The sequence below is a fragment of the Mycoplasmatota bacterium genome, from assembly GCA_018394295.1.
Lineage (GTDB): Bacteria > Bacillota_I > Bacilli_A > Haloplasmatales > Haloplasmataceae > JAENYC01.
In genome coordinates this window covers 2,917,742-2,944,132 of sequence record CP074573.1, presented here as the reverse complement: position 1 = coordinate 2,944,132, position 26,391 = coordinate 2,917,742, and the positions used below count along the sequence as shown (strand labels likewise).

The following is a 26,391-nucleotide window of genomic DNA, read 5'->3' as shown; positions in this document are numbered from 1 at the left end:
TTTAACCTTCCTTTTTATATTTTTATTATTCTATTATCTTGAATCTCTTTTTTTACACTTTCTAATGCCTTTATCGAATAATTTTTCACTTTTTTATTGATTAATAACTTCTCAAATAGTTTAATCCCTAATTCAGATGATAATTCATTATTCTCAATACAGTATTCTAACACATAAACTAAATCCTCATACAATTGATTATAGTTTGTGCACATCGATTGATTCAAGATACATTCTACATCATCTTTTAAACATTTGTCTAATAATTTTTGTTCTTTTTCAAGCATGATCTCTATATCATTCATGGTTTTATTACTCAATTGATGATTTAATATTTCTGTATTTTCTTTCAAATGTTCATATTTAGTAGGTCCTATTAAAGCAGTAAGAATTCCTTTTTTTTGTAAAACCCAAGCGATTGCCATCTGTACAGCTGTTTTATGATGCTTTTCTCCGATTAATTTAAGATTGTTAGCAATATTAATACCAAACTTCAATTTGTTTCGTTTAAACAAGGGATCAATTGACCTTATATCATCTTTATCAAATTTCGTATCAGTAGTAATTTTTCCTGAGAGCATTCCTCTTCCTGTTACGCTAAATGCAACCATCCTAAAGTCATAATTAGATAACAACGGTTCTAACTCCCGATAACGAAACAATGAGATTGCACTCATTTCTGCTAGTATGGTTGATACATTACCGTTTTTTAAATATTCAATCGTTTCATATATTGGTAAGTGACCAATGCCATAATATCGAATTTTTCCATCTTTTTTTAATTGCTCAAACCCAGCAATCGTTTCACTAATAGGTGTATTAGGGTCATTATAATGAACTTGATATATATCAATATAATCTGTTTTTAAATTTTTCAAACTATTTTCACATGATTTAATAATACCTTGTTTAGTTAAATTAGCTTTTACGCCATCCATTCCAACTTTTGAAGCAAAAGTAACATTATGCCTTTTGCTTTTTAATGTTTCTCCTAATATACTTTCTGTATCATCATAACTACTTGCTGTATCATAATAAGTGATTCCTAAGTCATACGCTTGATTGATTAATGTCATCTTTTCTGAATGACTCATCTGATTACCATAAGCACCACTTAATGCATAACATCCATACCCTATTTTAGATATCGGTAAATTACTGACCATCTTCATTCACCTCTCTAGTAATTAAATCATTTATTTTAGATATTAAGTGTTTCAATTGTCCTTTAATTTTTTTAATATCAGATTCTTTTTTTATCATTGCTTCATATTTATTATTAAGTTCAGTTAATAAAACTTTACATACCTTATAATCAATCTGTTGGTTTTTCATTTGTTGGTCAATCTGATAATCTAAATCCAATATATTTTTAATTTCTTCTAAACTAAATAACATGTTTTTCATCGCAATTATTGTATCTAGTATTTCAACATCCTCTTCCGAATAATCCCTAATTTTATTTCTTCTACTAGGGCTAAGGAGACCTATTTTATCATAATATCGTAAAGTATCAATAGATACACCACATCTTTTAGAAATACAATTGATTAACATACTTATCACCTCGTATAATGTAATTACAGTCATAATTTGCTGTAACTACATTTTTTATATTATAATTATATTTAATAACTAGTAGACTATTTTCTGTCACCTTACAGCTTATAAGACTGTTTTAGTGAGTTTATAGCTACAGCTTTATTTAATATGTTAATTAGTTAGTTACAGCGAATAGACTGTTTATCAATAGCGAGGTTACATTTATAAAGTTTGTAGTGACACGCTACTAGTAATAGCTATTTATATGGGAGGATTTATATATCATGATTTATGTAGGTATTGATGTTGCTTCGAAAAAACATGATTAAATTGTTCATTAGAATTATTAAAAACCTACTCTATTCCTTCTGTAATCAAAAACACACGTATAGATGCGTTATCTAATCTTCTTAAAAAGCATTCTAAGGGCCATCACTATTTAACCACTGCGAAATTAATTAAACAATTAGCGAAAGAATCTATTGGCGATGATGCTTCATATTATGCTTTTGAAATCCGATTAATTGTTGAGAAAATTCAGTTTTTAAATTCACAACTAGATCAATACGATAACTACATAAAAGAAATAATGGATAAACACTTTTCTATAATTCTTTCTATTCCTGGCGTTGGATATACAACAGGAGCAATATTAATTGCCGGTATTGGCGATATTTCATTATTTTCTAGTGAAGATAAACTAGTTGCTTTTATTGGTGCTGAACCATCTATTTATCAATCTGGTGAATTTGAATCTAGTAATTCGAAAATGTCAAAACGAGGCTCAAAATACATGCGTTATGCAATACATCATGTATCTAATAGAATCATTCATTCAGATGAAAAATTCTCTAAATATTATCAAAAAAAGATTAATGAAGGTAAACACCATTTTGTTGCATTAAGCCATGTAGGAAAGAAAGTTATAAGAACCATATATTCTATATTGAAATATAATACAGCTTATGTAACTAATCATTAACATATTAAATTATCAAAGATCTAAAACTCAAAGTTCCTTGAGTTCTTTTTGCATACTTATTTATTTAGAAAATATTTTTTAAAATTTTTATTAAAAAACACTTGCATTCTAAATAGTTAGCTCATTATAAATATATTACCTAGAGTTAACTTTAGGTCAACCTTTTTTTAAATAATTTTAATTAAATAATTGTTTAATATATTATTTTGTTATACTAGTTTACTAAAAAAACATGTTCTTTAATCAACATTTGAATATAATAGATTTTATTATTTCCTTAAATGTATAATTAATTTACACTATACATTAGTTATGATTACATTTAATTAAAAAGGATAAATTTATTATAACTTATCCTTTGTTTTCTTTAACAGTTATTATGTAAATACCTTTCAATCGTGTGTAATAAGGTTTTATTATTGATTTTGGCTTTAATAATATTTTTAATTTCAATAACAAAACCATATTATTTTTTTATCCACTTAGCATATAAATTAATACTATCGATTTTTTTGTTATTTACATCATTAAAATTAAACATATTTAAACATTCTTCTTCAATATACCAACCATCAAATATATAACCTTCTCTATATGGATTTGATGGCTTAGTAATCATTTCATCTGTATTATCAAAACTTATTTGATAATACGGACTTATCACTTTTTCATTAGAGTCATAATTAATGTAAAAAGTAGCTCTTGATTCTTTAATATACCCTCCATTTCCTTCTTCTTTTATAGAAATCCCATTTCTTGAATATATTTCTATACCATCAAAATTTGGAATAGAATTGTTCATATCTTCCATAAAAATTATTTTTTTTAAATTTGGAAATTTTTTCTTGATTAAATAGTGAAACTTATCATTATTAGATGCAGGATAAATATATGCAACTTCTAGATTAATAGAGTTTAAATCATCTTCGAGTTTATCCTCTACATCTTTACCAAAAATAGTGCATGGTTCTTCACACACTTTATAAAAATGAATTTCCTTTTTTTGTTTCAATTCATCATTAATTGCATATAGCCTATGAATTGAAGTTACCCAATCAAAACCTTTATAACATTTGAATCCATTATGATTGTACTTCCGATCATCATCCACTTCTCGTTGATTGTATCTAGTGTAACATCCCGTTATACTTACTAATAATAAAGAAAGTACTAGCATTTTAAATATTGCACTCATAATTAATCTCCCTTATATATTATCAAATTATTATATAAAACCCTATATTACCATACTTCACATAACTAGTCCCATTTTATCAATTAAATTGTAAATATTCAGAATAATTGATTGAATAACACTAATTTAACATTCTTCTAACAAAAATTATTCAACATACTTTTTTAAATCCTATTCGTAACAAGTAATATTTTTTTTCTTTATACTTTGATGAACCTCTGTAGCATACTGCAGTTACCTTTACTATAATTTTTTGATACTTTTTAAGGAGTAAGGGTATCATTATATTTCTTTCAAAATATATAAAATCTATTTTACTTCACTTTTCATTAAATCCCTATTTTTATTATTTATTAATTGAACCAGTTGTTTCAAATTGTCATTTAATAGATAGTAGTGATTGAGTTGTTGATCTAGTTTAATCCAAACAGAATTATTTAAGATACTATACTTATTTTTTATAGCAAGATGAAATTGGTTATAATAAAATGCAAACTCAACTTTTCTAATATTTGATATATTTTCTATGATTTGTAAGAAATCCTTAGAAACATAAGATTTAAATCCTTTAATATTATCAGTGTATATCACAGTATCATTAACTACCTCTTTATGTGATAAGCTTTTTATTTCTTTTCTCAAAAATCTAATGTTTTTACTATAACCTGTAAATGAAAATGGATTTTCAAAGTGAATTATAAGATAATCACCTTTGAAGTAGATAAATAACATATAGGTTATAATCGTTAATACTATTAAAACTTCAATGTTAATTAAATTTAATAAAAAAGTTCCCAAGCATAGATAAAAGAACCAATACTCTTTCATCACTTTGAGATAACGCCATGTGAATGGTGTCTCAATAATTTCACCTTGGATATATTTCTTAAAAAACATATTAGTAATAACATCTGATTCTTTAAATAATACTTGTGCTTTATTCGTTTCTACATATGGAATACTAGTAAAACTATAATCAGTATTTAGTAATATATTTATTATTAATTGGATTCTATACTTAGTTGCTTTCGTTTTAAAAAAATAGTATAAAATGATAAATAAAATACCACAAAGTAATATAATGACCATCCCTATATTCATTAATTTTGCATATTCTATTTTATATTTTGTATCCTCAATAATAATACCAATATAAAAAAGTAATGCCGATATAGCAAAAATAATAAAGCATATTTTAGCACACAATTTATTATTTGCTATTTTACGTTTAAATTTCACATCATTCATTATTATAACCCCTCATTTCTCTCAATTTATTATAAGCCTTAATACTATTCATTTACCTTTTTTTTAATTATACCTTACTATAACTCTTTTGTATATTATAGAGATAGATATACTTTGTTTTATAATTTATTTATTAGGTAAAAAATGATTTACCTTACTAAAGGTAAACCAACAAATCTTTTTTATAAAATATTAAGTTCAAAAAAGAATACCAACTCAGTCGGTATTCTTCTAGTTCATTTATGGTACAGTTCATCATTAATATTTTTAGTTATTATAATGGTAATTTTTGGGTTATTAAATAAGACTTGATACAAATTATTTTTTAAATATACTTAATTTAAATGATTTAATAAGAAAAATTTAAAGTTTTTTATGAAAAATACGCGTCTAATAATAGTGAATTATTATAAAAAAGGAATTGACATTAGTTAGGGTTTAGTGTAGAATACAAAAGAATTAGGATGCCTTTAAGATAGTCCTGTGAGACTAATAAGGAAAATTGTACATAGTTTATTATGAGTTTTACCTTAAGCTATCTTTTTGGCTTAAGGTTTTTTTTATTGGTATCCTATAAAAATTATAGGAGGATTTTAGTATGATAAACAAATCAAAAAACAATAAGCTCGCTAAGCATATGTTTATTGCTTTAGTGGCAGGTATTTTAGTAGGTACAGGATTTATATTCTTAAGAGAAGAATTGATCAAAAATGGAAATAGTCAACTTTGGAATAGTATCAACAATATCTTATTTGAAGATATTCACAAAAACAATCAAGCAATAGGAATCTTTTATATCATAGGACAACTTTTTATTAGAGCATTACAACTAGTAATAGTACCTATGGTATTTACATCTATCACCCTTGCAATGTGCAAAATTGCAGATACTAAAAAACTTGGAAGAATATCATTAAAAACAATCTTTGGTTTTTCTACCACCTATTTATTTGCTTTGATTCTTGCGTGTACATTCGCGTTATTAGGTTACCATTTAGGTATATTTGAAACAAGTATTGAAAACATTGCAAGTAAATCAGGGACAGTTGGTGGAAATCCTTTACAAGTAATTGTAAATGCGATTCCAAGTAATATACTATCTGCTTTTTCAACAAATGGAAGTATTATAGCTGTTGTGTTTGTCGCAATCGTGACAGGTTTAGCGATTAATACATTAAACGATAAGATTTTAGTTTTAAAGAAATTACTTGAAGATATTAACCAAATCATAGTTGTATTTTTAAATATAGTTATATCGAAATTCGGACCAATCGCCATCTTTGTATTATTAACACGTACATTTGCGATTTATGGTGTAGATCATCTTTATCCAGCATTATCTTATGTTATTGTAGTAGTGATTTGCTTGTTATTGTTCTTAATCTTTGGTTACGCTGTATATGTAATGGTATTTGGAAAATTAAACCCATTACCATTTGTGAAAAAAATTAGTAAAGTCGCTTTATTTGGGTTTTCAACATCATCAAGTGCTTCTACATTACCTCTAAACACCAATACAACTACTGAAGAATTAGGGGTAGATAGTGAAGTGGCTTCATTTGTTCTACCACTAGGTATGACTGTAAATATGAACGGTACAGCGATAATGCAAGTAATTGCAACAGTATTTATCGCATCGTTTGCAGGTTACGACATATCATTAGGTAATATTATCCTAATATCTTTATTGACAGTTTTAGCATCAATTGGTACCCCCGCAGCCCCTGGTGCAGGAGCTATTATATTATGTACCCTTTTAACAGGGATGGGTTATAATAATGAAGCTGCTTTAATGGCATATTCCTTAATCCTTGCGATTAATCGCCCAATCGAAATGCTGGTAACTTCACTTAATGTCGTAGGTGATAGTGCGACGGCAATTGTGGTTGCGAAATCAGAAAATCTATTAGATGAAGAAGTATATTATGGATAGAAGGGTTAATATGCAAAAAGATGTTATTATCGCGCTTGATTTTCCAAGCAAACAAGAAACACTTCAATTTATAAATAAGTTTAATTCAAATCTATATGTAAAAGTAGGAATGGAACTTTTTTATAGAGAGGGTACTGATATTATTAAAGAGTTAAAATCAAAAGGTCATAAAATTTTTCTTGATTTAAAACTTCATGATATTCCTAATACAGTGTACAAGTCTATGAAAAATCTCTCTAAATTAGACATTGATATGGTTAATGTCCATGCTTTAGGTGGAATAGATATGATGAAATACGCTATAGAAGGTTTAAGTGAAGGCAATAATAAAAGACCTCTGTGTATAGCTGTGACTTTATTGACATCACTATCACAACAAACAGTAGAACATGAATTATTAATTAACAAATCTATTAATGATAGTATTATGCATTATGCGGAAAATACAAAAAAAGCAGGCTTAGATGGAATCGTGTGTTCACCTTTAGAATCAAAACTTATTCATGAAAAATTAGGAAATTCGTTTTTAACGGTAACCCCCGGAATACGTTTAGAACATGATGATTTAAATGATCAAGTAAGAGTTGCTACACCTCAAATAGCTAAAACTCTTGGAACAAATTACATTGTCGTTGGAAGAAGCATTACTCATTCCAAAGACCCTGTCAATACGTATAAACATATAGTTGGAAAATTTATAGGAAGTGAGAGATAATATGGAAAAAAAAATAGCGAAATATTTATTAGATATAAATGCTGTTACATTACAGCCAAATAATCCTTATACATGGGCATCAGGTATTTTAGCGCCAATTTATACTGATAATCGATTAACATTATCCTATCCCAAAATAAGAAAAGAGATTGAATTAGGATTAGCTAAATTAATAAAACAACATTATCCAGATGTTGAAATGATTATGGGAACTGCTACAGCTGGCATTGCCCATGCTGCTCTTGTTGCAGATATCCTTGATTTACCAATGGGTTATGTAAGAACTAGCGCTAAAACTCATGGGAAAACAAATGCGATTGAAGGAAAGATTACTGAACACCAAAAAGTAGTTGTAATCGAAGATTTAATTTCTACTGGTAAATCATCATTAGAAGTTGTAAAAACATTACGAGAAAAAAATGTGAGTGTATTAGGTGTCGTTTCAATATTTAGTTACCTATTTAAAGAAGCTAATCTTAACTTTAGTAAAGAACAGATATCTTATCATTCATTATCTAATTATAATGTGTTAATCCATGTCGCTCTTGAAGAAAACTATATAACAAATCAAGAATTTAAGCAATTATCGAACTGGTATGAAAATCCAACTACTTGGACGAAATAAATAAATTATCCACCAGCTAAACTGGTGGATTACTAATATCTACAAAGCTATAACTACTCTTCTACTCAAAAAACCCTCTTTAGAGGGTTTTTTATTTTGGTTCTATAATATTTGGTGTGGGTAATAAACTCACACCATTTAATTTGCATAAAAAAATGAGACAGATTTCCAATATCCTGATACAATTAATAACGACGAAATCACTAATGAAAGGATTGGAAATATGTCTCAATACAATTGTATCGTAAAAGTACTAAATTTAAAAGATGAAAATATTTCTTTTAATGAAAACTTTTACTCAGAAGAAATTATTAAGGGTGTTAGATCACAAATCTATTATGGAACTCTCACATATCAGCCTCAATATTGTTATTCATGTGGTTGTGTATTTGATAACCAGTTTGAAAAGCATGGCTTTAAGACATCTACAATAACTTTACCTAAAGTATCTAATATGAATGCTTATTTAAAACTTAAAAAACAACGTTATAAATGTCATCATTGTAATAGTACCTTTACTCTCAAGACATCTATTGTTAATCAACATTGTTATATATCTAATAATACTAAAGTAGCTGTTGCTCTTTCAGCTTCTAATAAGATTTCTGAGTGTGATTTAGCCAAAGAACATAATGTATCACATTCCACTGTAAATCGTGTTATAAACAGTTTCTATGAAGTGCATAAGCCTAATTATAATTATTTACCTGAACAACTTTGTTTTGATGAATTTAAATCAGTTAAATCATCAGTAGGGGCTATGTCTTTTCTTTTTGTGATGCTCATAATGGAAGCATAATTGATATCGTTGAAGATAGACGCTTAAATTCATTAATCAAATATTTCCAACGATACACTAAAAAAGCAAGGAGAAGTGTAAAATTAATCGTTATCGACATGTACAAGCCCTACATTCAACTTATAAAGATGCTCTTTCCTAACGCTAAAATAGTTATGGATAAATTCCATATTATTCAATTAATCTCTCGCTCATTAAATAAAACTAGAGTTAGAATTATGAATCAAGATAAAAAGAACTACAATAAGTTTAAACGTTATTGGAAGCTTATATTGAAAGATCGGGCTAAATTAGACATCAAAAATTATAGAAAAGTTTATTGTTTTAAACAAATGATGTGTGAAGAAGATATTGTAAATTATTTACTAGATCAAAGTAATGAACTTAGAGATACATATGAACTATATCAGGACCTTTTACATAGTATTAAAAACAAAAATCCAGAACTCTTTACAACTACTCTTGATCAAATTGAACAAGAATACCCAAACATATCAGCTTATATGAAAACATCAGTTAAATCTATTCGTAAGAATAAATCCTATATTCTAAATCTAATGTCTACTAATTATACAAATGGTGTAATTGAAGGTATAAATAATAAAATTAAAGTTATCAAGCGTATAGCTTTTGGTTATAGAAGCTATCATCATTTTAAACTACGAATTCTCATTTCTCATGGAATGGGAACAATGAAAAGAGGACTAAGTCATTCAGCTTAATCCTCGTAATTGATTTAATGTCAGTTTATTGGATATTCTCTACCCACACTACTTGACAAAGAGCCTTTATTTTTAAGACAAGAGCATAATATAATAAATGTTTTCAAAAACGTGATAATAATCACTTTGCCCTAAAAAATATTAGGAACTCAGTATAAATCATGTTCCACTCGTATAAAAAAAGAATACTCCTTGCTTAAGTATCTTTATTGAACGTTTGCTTAATTATATACATTTACTTAAATTTGACTATATTTAGTTTTAACAAATTAAATTTACTCTATATTATTATAGTCAATCACACTTTTTTATTATGATTAACTATTTAAGTATTTTTGATTCTATTTTTTTTTGATAAAATCTTTATATCTGTACAAATCGAATCGACCTTTTCATATTATCAACCTCTCTAAAAAAAATAATATACCATTACTATAGAAAGAATTGGTATAAAACTCAAAGTAGACAAAAATACTTATGGACTGTGTTCCATAAGTATTCTTTTTATTGTATTTTTTCTTTTCTCTGTTCCTATATTCTAATAGGTTTTTCTCAGAAAGTTGAACTATTTGTTTTATGAAGTACATCGATAATCTTTATTAAGCTTTTATTTAAATTACATCTTACCAACAATATGTTATGATGTATTATTTATAACTACTGACACTAACCTAAATACTAAAAATCTCGCTTTGTTTTAGGTCATTTGTGATATGGTTCATTTTTAATTATTTTATATGAACGATATATTTGTTCTAATAAAATAAATCGCATCATTTGATGAGGAAATGTAAATTTTGAAAACGATAATAATTCGTTTGATCTTCTTATTACCGCTTCACTTAAACCATTGGAACCACCTATAATGAAATCAATATCTCGTCCATTATAGATCATATGCTGATTGAAAAAGCTCGCTAATTCCTCACTACTTTTTTGTTTTCCTTCAATTGCTAAGGCAACCACATAATCATCATCAGATATTTTAGTTAATATTTTTTTTCCTTCAGTATCTTTAATTTGATTAAGTTGGGTCTGGGTTAAACTTTCCGAAGCCTTTTCATCTGGTATTTCATTTATTTCAATTTTCACATAAGGTGTCAAACGTTTTAAATACTCATTTATTCCATTAACTAAATATTTTTCTTTTATTTTCCCTACAGAAATAATTTTAATTTTCATCTTATCACCATTTTATATTACCGTTGATTCACTTAACTCATGTTGTTTAGCGATAATAAATTTTATATTTTCATTATGAATACATTGTGAAAATATATCTTTGACAGTCAACATCAATAAATCAACATTATTTGCCTCTTCACTAATATGTGCTAAATAAATAGCTTGGGTCTTATCATTTACAATTCTTAAAAGCGTATGTAATGCATCTTCATTACATAAATGACCATTATCTCCTAATATTCTTTGTTTAAGTCTCCAAGGTCTATTCGTACACATCAACATTTCAATGTTATGGTTTGTTTCCATAATATACACATTTGCACCTTGTATTCGCTCTTCATTCTCTTGGCTAATATAACCTGAATCAGTTAAATACACGACCTTTTTATTATCCCCTTTAATTATATAACCAAATGGTTCTAAAGCATCATGTGATACATGAAAAGGGGTTATACACGTATTATTTAAGTAGACCTCTTCATCTGCATCTATTACATTATAGTACTCATACATTACTCCAATTTTTTTTCGTGATACAATAGCTTGATAACTACCATGACTTAATACAATATAAATATTATGCCTCTTTATCAATACTTCTAATCCTTTTACATGATCAGAGTGTTCATGTGTAATAAAAATTGCATCAATATCTTCTACTTCAACATTCACTTCACTTAATTTATTTTTTAAAGCTTTATATGAAATTCCTATATCAATTAAAAATTTATTTTGTTCAGTTTCAATCAAAGTACAATTACCTTTACTACCACTTGCTAAAACTGTTATTTTCATTTTACCACATCCTCACATCAACCTATTTTACCATACATTGAACTATTTTTAAATTAAAACAAACATATAATAATATGATTATATTTATCCATTATATTTCCTAGAGTAAAGTAAATCAAAAAAAGCATAAACTAATATGCTTTTTTTAAATAACTATTTAACATATTCTTTACCACCCATATAAGGACGTAATACTTTAGGTATTAAAATACTACCATCTTCTTGTTGATAATTTTCTACAATAGCTGCCCATGTACGACCAATCGCTAATCCTGAGCCATTTAGTGTATGAACAAATTCAGGCTTCCCTTTTAATGTACGTCTGAATTTTATATTAGCTCTACGAGCTTGATAATCTTCGAAATTACTACATGAAGATATCTCCTTATAGTCATTATATGATGGTAACCAAACTTCTAGGTCATATGTCTTAGCAGCGCTAAATCCTAAATCTCCACCACAAAGTTCAATTACTCTATATGGCAACTCCAATAGTTGCAATATTTTTTCAGCGTTTGAAGTTAATTGTTCTAAGATTTCGTATGATTCCTCAGGTTTACAAAATTTGACCAATTCAACTTTATTAAATTGATGTTGTCTGATAATTCCTCTTGTATCACGCCCAGCTGAACCAGCTTCAGATCTAAAACAAGGTGAGTAGGCACAATATGAAATAGGTAGATCATCAACACTTAATATTTCATCACGATGATAATTCGTTACAGGAACTTCTGCTGTTGGTACTAGAAAATAGTTTTCATTGTTGTACATTTTAAAAGCATCTTCCTCAAATTTTGGTAATTGTCCAGTTCCTGTCATGCTATCTCTATTTACAATTGCAGGTGGCATTAATTCTTTATATCCATGTTGTTCTGTATGAACATCTAACATAAAAGAAATCAACGCTCTTTCTAGTTTAGCACCAAGGGATTTATAAATTACAAACCTTGAGCCCGTTACTTTTCCAGCTCTGTTAAAATCAATTACATCAAGATCTTCTGCTAACTCCCAATGTGGTTTTGCAGTAAAATTAAATTCTGTAGGTTTTCCTACCTTCTTAATTTCAATATTATCACTCTCTGATGTTCCACGTGGAACATTTTCATTAGGTAGATTAGGTGTCATTAATAGGATTTCCCGTATTTGTTCATCAATAAGTCTTAACTCTTCATCTAGACTTTTGATTTTCTCTGTATCGAGATTCATTTCATCTAATAATGGTTTTATATCCTTCTTCTCTCTTTTGTATTGACCAATTAGTTTTGAAACACTGTTTTTTTGAGCTTTTAATTTTTCTACCTCAAGGATAATGTCTCTACGTTTATCATCTAACTTCTGAAAGTTAGTTAGATAACCAAAATCACCACTTCTTAATTCTAAACGTTTTTTTACTTCATGAAAATTTTCTCTAATAAGTTTTGCATCTAACATAATTGCCTCCTTAATGATTATTATTTAGAAAAAACAAAAAAACTCATCCCAATATTAGGGACGAGTTTACCCGCGTTGCCACCCTAGTTAGAGTTTACACTCTCAACTTTAATAAGATAACGGTTAATCCGAAAATGTTTCAACATTTTACTCAAAGGTTGATTCATAATACCGTTATATCAGTTCACACCAAATACTGACTCTCTTTAATAACTAATATTATTACTAATCCTTATCATCGCTTTTAATATTATTATATATTTTATTATTCTTTTTTATGTTTGTCAATCATATTAATGAAAAAATTACCAATTTTATAATCTTCTGTTAATTCAGGATGAAATGAGGTCGCTAATATATTGTTCTGCTTTACAGCAACAATTGCATCTCTATGAGTACCTAACACTTCTACCTCATTACTAGCTACTTCAATATATGGTGCTCTTATATAAACACCTTCTACATTCCCTATCTCTTTTAAACATACTGTTTCTTCAAAACTTGCAATTTGTCTACCAAAAGCATTTCTTTTAAGTTTAACGTCAAGAACACCAATATGGGTTGGAAAACCAATGTTTTCTTTGGCGAGAAGAACCATTCCTGCACAAGTACCAAAAACTGGCTTGGATGTACAGAAAGTGATTAATTCATCCATGAAATGATACCTGTCTATCAAGCGTCTCATCGCTGTGCTTTCACCACCTGGCAAAACTAAGGCATCTATTTCTTCTAATTGTTTTGGTTCTTTAATCAATATTGTTTCAACATTCAATTTATCAAAATACTTTTGATGATCATAATAAGATCCTTGAAGAGCTAAAATTCCAATTTTCATATTATCACACTCACTATAATTTATTATTCCATATATATTGTATATCATAACATTATAAAGTCAATATATGATTATCATAAAATTGATAATTCTACAAAATGTTCTACGTGGAACATTTTGTAGAAAAAAGTAATTATAAATTAAATCAGATAATCTTGAATAAATTGCACGACTAGATGGTATTAAGTTCAGAAATTGTGTATTCTTTATCTTCTTTATTTTCAATAAATTCACAAACACTTAGTCCTAATTGTTTATAATGATTCATCTTATCAGTGTTTTTTAGAACTTTATACGCACGAGCTATTGCCTCATAAGCAAAAGCTAAATCAAATCCTTTAATGTTTTCTTCCTCAGTCAGTCTTAAACATTCATTAGCGTGAAAAAGGGCGGATTCTCCCATATTAATTAAACAATATACTCGAGAGATTTGCCATTCGCCACGCTGTAGATTAATTGGTTGTCCTATAATACCCCAGTGATATCTTGAAGCGTGTGCATGGTGAACCATATTAATATTGTCTTGGTCGGTTCTACTTTCTTGATCAATATAATCCCAGGTTTTATTAAAATTTGATGTTGCCATTTCTAAATGGAATTTTTTTAAAGAATCATCCATTTTAAATACCTCCCTATATTTTTTAGATAAAATTTGCGGTAGATATATTTGATTATACAAAGTTTATCTATTACCAGTAGTTTACCACATAGACTATCTTCTGTAATCATATAAATAAAAAACAAATAAATTATATACATATATTAAGTGCTTAGTACTTAAATAATAAACAATGTTAGTAAATAATGAATAATATACCTATTCTCTAATTTGCTTACGTAATGTTCCTCAACTTATATTTATGTAAAATTATTTTTAATTCACATTTTAAATATTTAGTAAACAACTTGTGATTCATTCAATTCAGATATTAATTAAGACCCAAATTGTATAATTAAATCAGACAAATAAAGTGTCAAAAAAAGACATGTATGATACACTTAATTCATCGCCAAACAAATAAAGGAGTATCATACATGTCATATAAACATATTACCATAAATGAATTAACAAATATAGAGGCAAATTATAGATTAGGTATAAAAGCTAGAGAATGTGCACTTAGAATGCAAATAGGAAAAGATAAAGTTTATACGTATTATAAGTTGTTTATTCAAGGACTTACAGTAATTCAAATTTATAATCAGTACCAAGAAAATAGAAAAAGATGTGGAAGAAAACATATTAAGTTATCTGAAGAAAAACTAAAAGAAATTGATTATAGGTTAGATTCTGATTGGTCACTAGATGCCATAGCTGGTAGAGATAAAGTAGATCAAGTAGAAGAAAGATGTTCAACTAAAACTTTATACAACATGGTTAAAAGAGATTTAATAGACAAGAATAAACTAAGACGCAAAGGTAAAAGAAATCCTAAAGGGCATAACGAAACTAGAGGTAAAATAAACGTCTGTAAGACGATTCATGAGCGCAATGAAAAGTACCCTATGTCTAGTAGTAATGAGGAATATGGACACTTTGAAGGCGATACAATTGTGGGCGAGAAACGTAAGTCTGCAATTGTAACATTAGTTGAAAAACAAACTAAATACATTATCTTGTTAAAGGCAAGTAGAAAAAGTGAAGATGTGAAATTAGCAACATGTAATTGGCTCAATGAACTACCTAATAACTGTATTATAACAATTACCTTTGATCGTGGAAAAGAATTCTCAAAATGGAAAGAAATTGAGCAGGAGAGTTTAGTAGATGTGGGTATCTATTTTGGTGACCCAGGCTCTCCAGGACAAAGAGGATTGAATGAAAACTCCAATGGTATTGTAAGAAAAGATTTACCTAAATCCACTATTTTATCAGTTTATACCCAGGAAGAATTAAACCTAATAGCAAATAAGTGGAATAGCATTCCACGTAAGTCTTTAAATTATTTAACACCTGCAAAGGTGTTGAATAAAACAACCGGTGTAGATACACTACTTACAGTTGCTTAAGTATCATAATTATTTGTCGGATTTGTATTGACAATTCAGGAGATAAAAAAAAGCGCTGTTCTCAGCGCTTAGTATTTGAATGATTTACCATCCAATACCGTTCATTGGTTCTATCCCTTGTAAAGTTGAAATGTCAATACCTTTCATTGGTTCCCCCAAACCTTTAGATAATTCTGCGATTCTTCCATAATCTTGATAGTAAGTTGTTGCTTCAACAATAGCTTTTCCAAATTTTTCAGGATTTTTAGATTTAAAAATACCAGAACCAACAAAAACACCATCAGCACCTAATTGCATCATTAAAGCTGCATCAGCTGGAGTTGCAACACCACCTGCAGCGAAATTAACAACAGGTAATTTACCTAATTTTTTAATTTCTAATAATACATGATATGGTGCACCTAATTCTTTAGCATATGTCATTATTTCATCTTCACTCATATTCACTACTTTACGAACTTGACTCATAACAATTCTCATATGACGAACTGCTTCAACAATATTCCCTGTTCCTGGTTCACCTTTTGTACGCATCATTGATGCACCTTCTCCGATACGACGAGCAGCTTCTCCTAAATTTTTAGCACCACAAACAAAAGGAACAGTATAGTCTTTTTTGTTAAGATGGAACATTTCATCTGCAGGTGTTAATACTTCGGATTCGTCAATGTAATCAACACCTAATGCCTCTAAAGTTCTTGCCTCGACAATATGTCCAATACGGCATTTAGCCATAACTGGTATAGATACAGCATTCATGACCTCTTCAACAATGGTTGGGTCTGCCATTCTAGCTACACCACCAGCTGCTCGAATATCAGCAGGGACTCTTTCAAGTGCCATTACAGCAACGGCACCAGCTTGTTCGGCAATTTTTGCTTGTTCAGCGTTTATTACGTCCATAATAACGCCACCTTTTTGCATTTCTGCCATACCTCGCTTAACTCTTTCAGTACCAATATTTTTCATTTATATTACCTCCTATATATATTAATTAATATTATCGTCTTCTTCATTATCAGTTGGTACAATAACAGCACTAGCCACTAATTGATCATCTTTTAAATTGATTAGTCTTACTCCTAGTGTTGCTCGACCTGTAATGGAGATTTGAGAGATTGGAAGTCTTATAATCATTCCCTTATTTGTCACAATCAATAAATCTTGATTTTCTCTCATAACAGTTCTTACAGAAACTAACTTTCCATTTTTGTCAGTAATATTAATTGTCTTAACACCTTTTCCACCACGATTTGTTAAACGATATTCATTAATAGGTGTTAACTTACCGTAACCATACTCACTAATTGATAAAACATGTGCTTCTTCATTCTCAACAACATCCATACCAACTACTTGCTCATCGTCTTCTAAACTAATACCTTTGACACCTGCTGCTGTTCTTCCCATTGATCTTACATCGGTTTCAATAAAACGAACTAATTTCCCATTAGAAGAACCAATGATAATTTCTTTCTGACCATTCGTTAATCTAACGGCTAATAATTCATCGCCAACATTAATATTAATTGCTTTAATACCAGTGCTACGAATATTACCAAATAGGTCTAATTGAGTACGTTTAACAATACCTTTTTTAGTTGAGAAGATTAAAAACTTATCCGGATCATAATCTTTGATAGCGATTATACTATTTAATCTTTCTCCATCTTCGAAATTCAACAAGTTAACCAGAGGCATTCCTTTTGCATTTCGACCATATTCTGGGAAAGTAAATCCTCGTAATTGGTATACTTTTCCAAAATTACTAAATACTAAGATTTTATGATGGGTTGAAGTATAAATCATATGTTCAACATAATCTTCTTCATATGTTGCCATTCCTTTAATTCCTACTCCACCACGATTTTGTGATTTATAAGTATCTACAGGAAGACGTTTTACATATCCTCTACTTGTTACTGTAATAATAATATCTTGTACAGGAATTAAGTCTTCATCTTCAATATCGAACTCATCAGATAAAACAATTTCAGTTCTTCTTTTGTCAGAAAACTTCTCTTTAATTTCTGTTAATTCAGTTCTTACAATATCAACCACTTTAGCTTCATCAGCTAATATAGCTTTATATTCAGCGATTTGAACTAATAGATCATTATATTCTTTATCAATTTTGTCTCGCTCTAAGCCAGTTAAACGTTTTAAACGCATATCAACAATTGCTTTAGCTTGGGTATGAGATAAACTAAAAGTACTAATTAAATTTTCAACCGCAGTATTTTCATTATCAGAAGCTTTAATAATTTCTATAACTCGATCAATATTATCTAATGCTATTTTATATCCTTCTAAAATATGAGCTCTAGCTTCTGCTTTTTCTAATTCATATTTTGTTCTTCTAACAATGATTTCTTTTTGATGATTAAAATAATGAACCAATGCTTGTTTAACATTTAGGACTTTCGGTTGATTATCAACTAATGCTAACATATTAACGCTGAAAGTACTTTGTAAAGCTGTGTGTTTGAACAAATTATTCATAAATACTTCAGGATTAGTATCTCTCTTTAATTCAATCACAATTCGTATTCCATTACGATTTGTTTCATCACGTAAATCAGTTATACCTTCAATCCGCTTATCTTTCGCTAAGTCTGCAATCCTTTCGATTAATCTTGCTTTGTTAACTTGATAAGGGATTTCAGTAATGATAATACTCTTTTTATGATGATTTTCTATAATATCATATTTGGCACGGACAACAATAGATCCACGTCCAAACTCATATGCCCTTCTGATTCCATTTTTTCCTAATATAATTCCACCAGTTGGAAAATCAGGTCCTTTTATGTACTCCATTAATTCAGCAACTGACATTTCAGGGTCATCTGCAATCGCCAATACAGCATCAATTACCTCACCTAAATTATGTGGAGGAATATTCGTTGCCATACCAACTGCGATTCCTGTTGAACCATTAACAAGCAAATTAGGAAATCTAGCTGGTAATACCTTAGGTTCTTTCTCAGAACTATCATAATTATCACGGTAATCGATTGTGTTTTTATTTAAATCACGTAACATTTCCATCGCAATTTTTGACATACGAGCTTCTGTATAACGCATCGCTGCAGCTCCATCACCGTCAATCGAACCAAAGTTACCATGGCCATCTACTAACATATAACGATAACTAAAATTTTGAGCCATGCGTACCATTGTTTCGTATATCGCAGAATCACCATGTGGATGATATTTCCCCATTACTTCCCCGACGATACGAGCAGATTTTTTATAAGGTTTATCATGGTGCATTCCTAAATCATACATCGCATATAAAATTCGACGATGAACTGGTTTTAGACCATCACGAACATCAGGTAAAGCACGAGATACAATAACGCTCATTGCATAGTTTAAAAAGGAAGTCTTCATTTCACGACTTATATTAATATCTTTTATAGTTTCACCAATATTATTATGTGTTTCCATATTTTCACTCCTTAGAAATGTTCAAAATTATATATCAAGATTTTGAACATATCGGGCATTTTGTTGAATAAACTCACGTCTTGGTTCGACATCGTCTCCCATGAGTCGTTCAAATACTTGTTCAGCTTCATATGCATCTTCAATACTTACTTTGATTAAGGTTCTAACACTTGGGTCCATCGTTGTTTCCCATAATTGTTCTGGATTCATTTCCCCTAACCCTTTATAGCGTTGCAATGTAGGTTTAGAACCTTCAGATATTTTGCTTAAGACTTCATCTAACTCATTGTCTGAATATGCATAATAGATTTTTTTACCTTGAGATATTTTATATAAGGGTGGTTGAGCGATATAAACATAACCACTCTCAATAATTTCCCGCATATATCTAAAGAAAAAAGTTAGCAATAAAGTACGAATATGTGCACCATCGACATCTGCATCGGTCATAATAATAATTTTATGATATCTTGCATTATCGATAATAAAACTTTTACCAATGTTTGTTCCAATCGCTTGAACCATTGAAACAATTTCACGATTACCTAATATTTTATTAATATTTGCTTTCTCAACATTAAGTACTTTACCACGTAATGGTAATATTGCTTGAAATTCACTATCTCTACCTTGTTTAGCACTACCACCAGCTGAGTCACCCTCGACAATATAGAGTTCAGATCTCACTGGATCCTTTGTACGACAATCAGCTAGTTTAGAAGCAAATCCTAAGGAATCTAATGGTGATTTTCTTCTCGTCATATCTCTTGCTTTTCGTGCAGCTTCTCTAGCATGAAGCGCACTAATTGCTTTTTCAATTATTGTTTTAGCATCTGTTGGATGCTCAATAAAATATTTCTCTAACCCTTCAGAAAATATCGTATCTGTAATTTTCCTTACCTCATAATTTCCTAATTTTCCTTTTGTTTGTCCTTCGAATTGTGGATTAGAATGTTTACATGAAATGATTGCGGTTAATCCTTCACGAACATCATCAGTTGTTAATGATTCATCTTTTTTAAACATTCCTTTATCTTTAGCGAACTTATTGATTGTTTTTAGTAAAGCAGATCTAAATCCTGTTTCATGTGTTCCACCATTTTCATTATAAATGTTGTTAGTAAAAGCATAAATCTTGTTATTGTAATCTTTAGTATATTGTAATGCTATTTCTATTGAAACATTATCTTCTGAATTTAGATTTGTCTGAACAGATTTTTCACCACTAACATAAATGATTTCATCATTAATTGCTTCTTTTCCTTTATTAAGGTATTTAACATATTCAATAATTCCACCATTATATAAAAATGTTTCTTTACGATGTTCATCTCGAAAATCTTCGATTGAAATGGATAGGCCTTTATTTAAGAATGCAAGCTGTCTAATGCGATCTCTTAAGGTGATATAATCATAAATGGTTGTTTCGGTAAAAATCGTGTCATCAACCTTAAAAATGATTGTTGAGCCTGTTTCTTTTGTTTCTCCTACAACTTTAAGTTCAGTTTTAGGGATACCTCTTTCATAAGTCTGTTCATAAATTTTACCATTTATATGAATAACGACTTTTAAATATTCAGATAAAGCATTAACAACGGAAGAACCAACGCCATGTAGACCTCCAGAAACTTTATAACTACCTCCACCAAATTTACCACCTGCATGTAATACAGTCAAAATGGTCTCTACCGCAGGTTTTTTTGTTAAAGGATGTATATCAACAGGAATACCTCTTCCGTTATCTTTAACTGAAATAACATTATCTTTTAAAATCTTTACTTCAATAGTATCACAGTAACCAGCCAAGGATTCATCGACAGCATTATCGACAATTTCCCATACCAAATGATGTAGTCCACTTTCACCCGTTGAACCTATATACATCCCTGGTCGTTTTCTTACCGCTTCTAATCCTTCTAAAACTTGAATTTGACTAGCATCATAAATTTTATTTTCCATTATGTTCACCTTCTCTTTTAAAGATTTGTGCATTTTCAATATAAAAAATATCTGCTTTATCGACAAGGTCGCTTTTAATTCCAGATATATTTGTTGTTGTCACAAATGTTTGAACTTTATCTTTTATACAATCTAATAACTGCGTTTGTCTAGTGTCATCTAATTCTGATAAAACATCATCTAATAATACAATTGGATAATATTTAGTTTCTTCCTTAATAAAATCTATTAAAGATAATTTAATCGCTAAAGCAGCAGTTCTCTGTTGACCTTGTGATCCAAAGTCACTTACATCAATGTTATTAACAATAAATCTAATATCATCTCTTTGAATCCCTAATTGTGTAATACCTTTTGTTATCGCTTTTTGATAATTGTTTTTATAAACATTGAAAATATTGTCAAAAGTAACCTCTTCTTCTCGTAAATGATAATTTGATTTATATTGAATGGTTAAATTCTCTTCAAAATTTGAAATATATTTGTGTAAATGATTTCCGTAAATATTTAATTTTTTAATAAAATTAATTCTTTTTTTAGTAATGATTTCTCCATGTCTTGCTAATTGTTCAGTTAAAATATCTAAATAAGCATAGTCAACTTGCTTGTTATGAGAAATTTGTTTTAAATATTCATTTCTCTGTTTAAGTACTTTATTATATTGATTCAAGTGATAAATATAAATAGAAGAAATTTGTCCGATTTCTACATCAAGAAACTTTCTTCTATTTGTTGGTTCACCTTTTATTATATCTAAATCTTCAGGGGCAAAAATAACAACATTAAAAACGCCAATATATTCACTTATTTTTCTCTTTTCAACATTATTAATCATAACTTTTTTTCCTTGAGATGAAATAATAATCTCGAGATTTACAAGTGAATCATTTTTATATAAATCTGCATTTACTTTAGAATAAGCTTCATTAAATCGAATAATTTCTTTATCTTTATAAGTTTTATGAGACTTTGATATCGCTAAAAGATATATACTCTCTAATAAAGTTGTTTTTCCTTGAGCATTATTTCCAATAAAAATATTAACTCTATTATTGAATGAAATGTCTAAAGATGAATAATTTCTAAAATTAACTAATGTTAATTGTTTAATCTCCATTTTTTATAATCTCATATGTTCCTAAATCTTTAATTTTAACGATATCTCCATGATATAATTTTTTTCCTCTTCTCTTTTCTGGTTCATTGTTTACTGTAATCAGAACTTGATTTAAAAAATCCTTCACTAAACCACCAGATTCGAGGATGTTTTCGAATTTTAATAGTTGTCCTAGAGTAATATATTCTGTGTGAATAAAAACTTTTCTAATCATCTAAAATCACCTTTTAAATTGATGTCTAACCTTATAAATTATATCACAAAATCACCGTTTTTAGTAGTGATTTACCTGATTATTTAAAAATATAAAAAGATTGTTATAGAAAAAAGAAATTGATATAATAGACAAAAGGATAGTGATAAAATTGAATTATAGAATACGAGAAGCCAACTTGTCAGATTACAATCAAATTAATCAATTAGCAGTACAACTTTATCAATTACATTTTAAAAATCGATCTGATATTTTTAACGATACTGAAATGTGTTTTACACATGAAAATTTTAAAATGGATTTATTTGACGAAAATTCAAAAATTATCGTCTGTGAAGTAAACGATACAATAATCGGCTATACATTTTTTAAGTATATTACGCAAAAAAAATCTTTACTATGTAAAGAACGACATTTAATTAGCATTTACGATTTTGTTGTTGATAAGAATTATAGAAATTTAGGAATTGGGAAAATCATTCATCAAAAAATAGTAGACTTTGCCAATGAAAAAAAATGTCATATTATAGAACTTGACGTTTGGTTTTTTAATCAGAATGCAATTCATTTTTATGATAAACTAGGTTATCTTAAGAAAAATATGAAAATGGAACTCTATATATAAAAGAGCACTTTTAGAATTTAAAAATGCTCTTTTTTTTGATAATATTATTCAATTCTTACAGGAAGAATTAATTGAGTAATTGATTCATCATTCGTTTTAATAATAAATGGTCTTACTTCTCCTGTAAATTTAATGGTCACTTTATTGTCACTTAAGACTTTTAGAGCGTCTAACAGATATTTAGAATTAAAACCAATTCTAATTAATGATCCTTCTTGTGATAAAGGTTGAACTTCTTCTACTACTTTACCAATTTCAGGTGAATCCAAAGAAACAATTGTTTTATCTTCATAAATATCAAATTTTATAATATTTGTTGCTCCTTCACGAGATAATAAACTAACACGATCAACAACATTTATTAATTCCTGTCTGTTAAATTGTTGTGTTAATCCAAATTCTTTTGGAATTAAACGAGATGTTTCGGGATAACTTCCATCTAATAGTCTTGATTGGAAAATTATATTTTTCATCTTAAATGAAATAATATTATTTGTTAAATGTATCTGTACATTCCCTTGTGAAGTAATTAATAATTTTTCTAATTCTAATAAACTTTTTCCTGGTACAACAATATTAATGTTAGGTAAATCAAAATCAAATGAAACTACTTTTTCAGATAATCGATAACTATCTGTTGCAACACACGATAAAATGTTATTTTGTATTTTAAAATTAACACCGGTTAATATAGGACGACTTTCATTAGTTGATACAGAGATAACTGTTTGCTTAATTATTTCGTTTAATTGATTGCTATCTAATTCTATTGGATTATCTGTTGAGATTAAATCAATATTAGGATATTCTTTCACATCAAGACAATTTAAAGTAAAATCAGAATTTTTAAAATTAATATTAATAACTTTTCCTTCAAACATTGTTAATTCAACAAATTCATCATTTGCTTTTCTTAATACTTCTAATAATAATTTTCCTGGTACCGCTGCAGAGCCTACCTCATCAATATTAATAACTTGAATATCATTTATAAAAGTAGGAATGAATTGTTTAATTGTAATATTTGAATCACTAGCTGTTAAAAATATTCCTTCATTTGTTAAATCCATCTTAATAGATTTTAATATTGGCATAGGTGTTTTTGTTGATAAAGCACGATTAACATTATTAATTGCTTCAGAGAAGATATTGTTTTTTATTTTAAACTTCATATTAACTACCTCCTATATATTTATTATTATATATTAATTATTATTATTAGTCTTGTGGAAAAGTGTATAACTATAATAATTTGACATATAACATAGAATTTTGTCAAACCATAAGTGTTTATAAAAGTTGGATAAACTGTTAGTTATTAACAGTATCTATTTTAGACGTTTCATTAATTTCTTAATATCTTCATCTACTTGATTGTTAATTATTCGTAAATTTTGAATTTTTTGAATGGCATGCATTACCGTTGTATGATCTTTGCCTCCAAACTCACTTCCAATTTTAGGATAAGAAGATTTTTTAATTTCTCGAATTAAATACATCGCAATTTGTCTAGGTAGTACATAACAAGCTTTGCGTGATTTAGAAAGTAAATTGTTTAAAGATATATTATAATATTCACAAACAGTTTTTTGTATTACTATGATTTCTGTATTCTTCATACTTTTAATTTCTGGGATGACATCTTTTAAAGCTTCTTTTGTCAATTGTAGTGATATTTCTTTATTCATCATAGTTGAATAAAATAATACTCTTTTTAAAGCCCCTTCTAAAATTCTTATGTTACTTGTAAAATTACATGCGATATATTCTAAAATATCTACTGGAATTTCTTCATATCCAATTTTCTCTGAGGCTAATTTCTTCTTAAGTATATCGATTCGTGTGTTTACATCAGGTTCTTTAATATCAACTTGAGCTCCCCATTCAAATCTAGAGGTTAATCGATCCATCATATCTTTTAATTCAAAAGTTGGTCGATCACTTGTAACAACAATTTGTTTGTTTTCATTATGCATTTTCTCAAATAATTTAAAGAATTCTAATTGTGATTGTTCTTTTTTGGATAAAAACTGTATATCATCAATTAATAATACGTCAATGTTGTTATATTTTTGATTAAATTCATAATCTACTTTATTTTTTATTTTTTTAATATAATCTTCAATAAAAATTTCTGTTTTAACATATAAAATTTTTTTATTGGGATCATTATCTAAAATAAAATTTCCAATTGCTTGCATCAAATGTGTTTTTCCTAATCCAACTCCACCAAATATATAGAGTGGATTCGCTACTTTACCAGGTTGATTTGCAACTTGCAAAGAAACTAAATTTGCAAATCGGTTATTTGGTCCCACGACATAATTTTCAAAAGTATATATTGCTTTTAAATTATGTCGATATAAATTATTAATGTTGGGATCTATACCATTAATCGGTACATTTGTGTCATTTGTGATGTAATCCTTAGTAATTATTTTAACATCTAAATTTTCATCTGTATCTAAAGTATTTCGAGACAGTTCATTTAAAACTCGAACAACATGCTTTATATGAAATGATTCAATTCTAGATTTATGAAATTGAGAAGGAGCAACCACATAGATAAGATTTTTATGAAATTTGTATACCTTGTTTACAGGCTTAAATATTTCTTCAAATTCAGTTTTATCAAAATCTATTGATAAACGATCAAGCGTTTTTAACCAAAGTTCTTGATATTGCTCATACATTAAAAATTTTCCTCCTTCATAATGAATACCTATACAGTATAATTTTACTATTTTTTTGTGGAAAAATAAATAAATTTATGAAAAAAAAGGTAATATCGGACAACTTTTCCACAAAGTGTGTATAAAATTAAACAAAAAAGAAAAGAATTAACATAGATAGTGTGATAAATATATTTGTTATAACATAAATAAATTTACTTATCAACTTTTCCACAGAATCGATTATGAACAGATTGTTGATAAAAAAATAAATGTGAATAATTGGAAAACATTAATATAAGGCAAATAAAAGGTTGACAATTTAATAAATATT

The 26,391-nt window shown here is 28.2% G+C and carries 22 protein-coding genes, 1 pseudogene and 1 other annotated feature; of the genes and pseudogenes, 7 read left to right on the top strand and 16 right to left on the bottom strand.

Annotation, left to right across the window (positions count from 1 at the left end):
• Window positions 1-14: 14 nt before the first annotated feature.
• Together KHQ81_13940 and KHQ81_13935 are read right to left on the bottom strand one after the other, a co-directional pair.
• Entirely contained in the window at window positions 15-1,166 is a 1,152-nt protein-coding gene (locus KHQ81_13940; protein ID QVK17912.1) for an aldo/keto reductase, read from the bottom strand.
• A complete protein-coding gene (locus tag KHQ81_13935; GenBank protein QVK17911.1) occupies window positions 1,156-1,557 on the bottom strand; it encodes a MerR family transcriptional regulator in 402 nt (133 codons plus the stop codon). The genes KHQ81_13940 and KHQ81_13935 overlap by 11 nt, the downstream gene beginning before the upstream one ends.
• 574 nt (window positions 1,558-2,131) lie before the next feature.
• Here KHQ81_13935 and KHQ81_13930 point away from each other — a divergent pair.
• Complete coding sequence (locus tag KHQ81_13930) at window positions 2,132-2,524, top strand: IS110 family transposase (GenBank protein ID QVK17910.1); 393 nt, start codon at window positions 2,132-2,134, stop codon at window positions 2,522-2,524.
• 466 nt (window positions 2,525-2,990) lie between these two features.
• On the opposite strand, the gene KHQ81_13925 is transcribed toward KHQ81_13930, so the two are convergent.
• On the bottom strand, window positions 2,991-3,719 hold the full coding sequence (locus KHQ81_13925) for an InlB B-repeat-containing protein (protein QVK17909.1): 729 nt from the start codon (window positions 3,717-3,719) through the stop codon (window positions 2,991-2,993).
• Window positions 3,720-4,028: 309 nt separating this feature from the next.
• Window positions 4,029-4,967 carry a hypothetical protein gene (locus KHQ81_13920; GenBank protein QVK17908.1) on the bottom strand — a complete coding sequence of 313 codons (939 nt, stop codon included), beginning with the start codon at window positions 4,965-4,967 and terminating at the stop codon, window positions 4,029-4,031.
• A 637-nt stretch (window positions 4,968-5,604) separates the two neighbouring features.
• On the opposite strand from KHQ81_13920, the gene KHQ81_13915 reads away from it, so the two are divergent.
• From KHQ81_13915 to KHQ81_13900, 4 genes and pseudogenes are all read left to right on the top strand, one after another.
• Entirely contained in the window at window positions 5,605-6,900 is a 1,296-nt protein-coding gene (locus tag KHQ81_13915; GenBank protein QVK19650.1) for a dicarboxylate/amino acid:cation symporter, read from the top strand.
• 10 nt (window positions 6,901-6,910) lie between these two features.
• Window positions 6,911-7,615, top strand: a complete 705-nt coding sequence (pyrF, locus tag KHQ81_13910) for an orotidine-5'-phosphate decarboxylase (protein QVK17907.1) — start codon at window positions 6,911-6,913, stop codon at window positions 7,613-7,615.
• Between the two features lies 1 nt (window position 7,616).
• Window positions 7,617-8,240: an orotate phosphoribosyltransferase gene (locus tag KHQ81_13905; protein ID QVK17906.1), complete on the top strand. Its 624-nt coding sequence runs from the start codon at window positions 7,617-7,619 to the stop codon at window positions 8,238-8,240.
• Between the two features lie 223 nt (window positions 8,241-8,463).
• A pseudogene (locus KHQ81_13900) lies at window positions 8,464-9,761 on the top strand (ISL3 family transposase).
• 702 nt (window positions 9,762-10,463) lie between these two features.
• Here the strand turns inward: KHQ81_13900 and rlmH are convergent.
• The 5 genes from rlmH to KHQ81_13875 form a co-directional block, all read right to left on the bottom strand.
• The gene (gene rlmH / locus KHQ81_13895) at window positions 10,464-10,943 is read right to left on the bottom strand and encodes a 23S rRNA (pseudouridine(1915)-N(3))-methyltransferase RlmH (GenBank protein QVK17905.1); all 480 of its coding nucleotides are present in this window, start codon (window positions 10,941-10,943) and stop codon (window positions 10,464-10,466) included.
• Between the two features lie 12 nt (window positions 10,944-10,955).
• Window positions 10,956-11,741 carry an MBL fold metallo-hydrolase gene (locus tag KHQ81_13890; GenBank protein QVK17904.1) on the bottom strand — a complete coding sequence of 262 codons (786 nt, stop codon included), beginning with the start codon at window positions 11,739-11,741 and terminating at the stop codon, window positions 10,956-10,958.
• A gap of 153 nt (window positions 11,742-11,894) precedes the next feature.
• The gene (serS, locus tag KHQ81_13885) at window positions 11,895-13,172 is read right to left on the bottom strand and encodes a serine--tRNA ligase (GenBank protein ID QVK17903.1); all 1,278 of its coding nucleotides are present in this window, start codon (window positions 13,170-13,172) and stop codon (window positions 11,895-11,897) included.
• Between the two features lie 53 nt (window positions 13,173-13,225).
• Window positions 13,226-13,420, bottom strand: a binding site (T-box leader).
• Between the two features lie 17 nt (window positions 13,421-13,437).
• Complete coding sequence (gene pdxT / locus KHQ81_13880) at window positions 13,438-14,007, bottom strand: pyridoxal 5'-phosphate synthase glutaminase subunit PdxT (GenBank protein ID QVK17902.1); 570 nt, start codon at window positions 14,005-14,007, stop codon at window positions 13,438-13,440.
• A 172-nt stretch (window positions 14,008-14,179) separates the two neighbouring features.
• Window positions 14,180-14,626 carry a hypothetical protein gene (locus KHQ81_13875; GenBank protein QVK17901.1) on the bottom strand — a complete coding sequence of 149 codons (447 nt, stop codon included), beginning with the start codon at window positions 14,624-14,626 and terminating at the stop codon, window positions 14,180-14,182.
• A 416-nt stretch (window positions 14,627-15,042) separates the two neighbouring features.
• Here KHQ81_13875 and KHQ81_13870 point away from each other — a divergent pair, with 416 nt between their 5' ends.
• Entirely contained in the window at window positions 15,043-16,017 is a 975-nt protein-coding gene (locus KHQ81_13870) for an IS30 family transposase (protein ID QVK17900.1), read from the top strand.
• 84 nt (window positions 16,018-16,101) lie between these two features.
• Here KHQ81_13870 and pdxS read toward each other — a convergent pair whose 3' ends face one another.
• Genes pdxS through KHQ81_13845 form a run of 5 tightly spaced genes read right to left on the bottom strand, consistent with a single transcriptional unit; the run spans window position 16,102 to window position 22,760 of the window.
• A complete protein-coding gene (gene pdxS, locus KHQ81_13865; protein ID QVK17899.1) occupies window positions 16,102-16,986 on the bottom strand; it encodes a pyridoxal 5'-phosphate synthase lyase subunit PdxS in 885 nt (294 codons plus the stop codon).
• A gap of 21 nt (window positions 16,987-17,007) precedes the next feature.
• The gene (gene gyrA / locus KHQ81_13860; GenBank protein QVK17898.1) at window positions 17,008-19,470 is read right to left on the bottom strand and encodes a DNA gyrase subunit A; all 2,463 of its coding nucleotides are present in this window, start codon (window positions 19,468-19,470) and stop codon (window positions 17,008-17,010) included.
• 27 nt (window positions 19,471-19,497) lie between these two features.
• Window positions 19,498-21,429: a DNA topoisomerase (ATP-hydrolyzing) subunit B gene (gyrB, locus tag KHQ81_13855; GenBank protein QVK17897.1), complete on the bottom strand. Its 1,932-nt coding sequence runs from the start codon at window positions 21,427-21,429 to the stop codon at window positions 19,498-19,500.
• Window positions 21,419-22,546 carry a DNA replication/repair protein RecF gene (gene recF, locus KHQ81_13850; protein QVK17896.1) on the bottom strand — a complete coding sequence of 376 codons (1,128 nt, stop codon included), beginning with the start codon at window positions 22,544-22,546 and terminating at the stop codon, window positions 21,419-21,421. Before recF ends, gyrB begins: the two co-directional genes overlap by 11 nt.
• Window positions 22,536-22,760 carry an RNA-binding S4 domain-containing protein gene (locus KHQ81_13845; GenBank protein QVK17895.1) on the bottom strand — a complete coding sequence of 75 codons (225 nt, stop codon included), beginning with the start codon at window positions 22,758-22,760 and terminating at the stop codon, window positions 22,536-22,538. The genes recF and KHQ81_13845 overlap by 11 nt, the downstream gene beginning before the upstream one ends.
• Before the next feature lie 151 nt (window positions 22,761-22,911).
• Here KHQ81_13845 and KHQ81_13840 point away from each other — a divergent pair, with 151 nt between their 5' ends.
• Window positions 22,912-23,385 carry a GNAT family N-acetyltransferase gene (locus KHQ81_13840; GenBank protein QVK17894.1) on the top strand — a complete coding sequence of 158 codons (474 nt, stop codon included), beginning with the start codon at window positions 22,912-22,914 and terminating at the stop codon, window positions 23,383-23,385.
• Between the two features lie 44 nt (window positions 23,386-23,429).
• On the opposite strand, the gene dnaN is transcribed toward KHQ81_13840, so the two are convergent.
• Window positions 23,430-24,557: a DNA polymerase III subunit beta gene (dnaN, locus tag KHQ81_13835; GenBank protein QVK17893.1), complete on the bottom strand. Its 1,128-nt coding sequence runs from the start codon at window positions 24,555-24,557 to the stop codon at window positions 23,430-23,432.
• A 156-nt stretch (window positions 24,558-24,713) separates the two neighbouring features.
• A complete protein-coding gene (gene dnaA / locus KHQ81_13830; protein ID QVK17892.1) occupies window positions 24,714-26,078 on the bottom strand; it encodes a chromosomal replication initiator protein DnaA in 1,365 nt (454 codons plus the stop codon).
• Between the last annotated feature and the right edge of the window lie 313 nt (window positions 26,079-26,391).